Source organism: Acidisphaera sp. L21, from assembly GCF_009765685.1.
In the GTDB taxonomy this organism is placed as follows: Bacteria; Pseudomonadota; Alphaproteobacteria; order Acetobacterales; family Acetobacteraceae; genus LMUY01.
Map to the genome: position 1 here is coordinate 769 of NZ_LMUY01000109.1, position 255 is coordinate 1,023.

A 255-nucleotide genomic window follows, 5' to 3' on the forward strand; every position below is an offset into this window, starting at 1 on the left:
GGTCTCCGACAGGCTCAACCCGGCGACCGCCAAGGATTTGCCTACGCCGGCAACCACCGTCGCCGGGGCAGCGATCACCGGCAGGCCGTTCACCGTCAACGCCACGGCCTTGTTCGCCGCCGCATTGCCGAAGCCATCCACGGCGGCGAGCTTGATGGTGTCGGTTCCGGTGGCGCTCTGCGCATCCGTCACCGTCGCCAGGGCGGCGTTCACCTGCGCCAAGGTGCCCTGGATCGTCACCGCCTTGCTGCCCGA

Annotated in this window: 1 protein-coding gene; it reads right to left on the reverse strand. The window is 69.4% G+C overall.

What is annotated here, in order from left to right; translation table 11 throughout:
- On the reverse strand, nucleotides 1–255 hold a 255-nt coding region (locus GSQ76_RS31340), incomplete at both ends, for a hypothetical protein (RefSeq protein ID WP_216851211.1).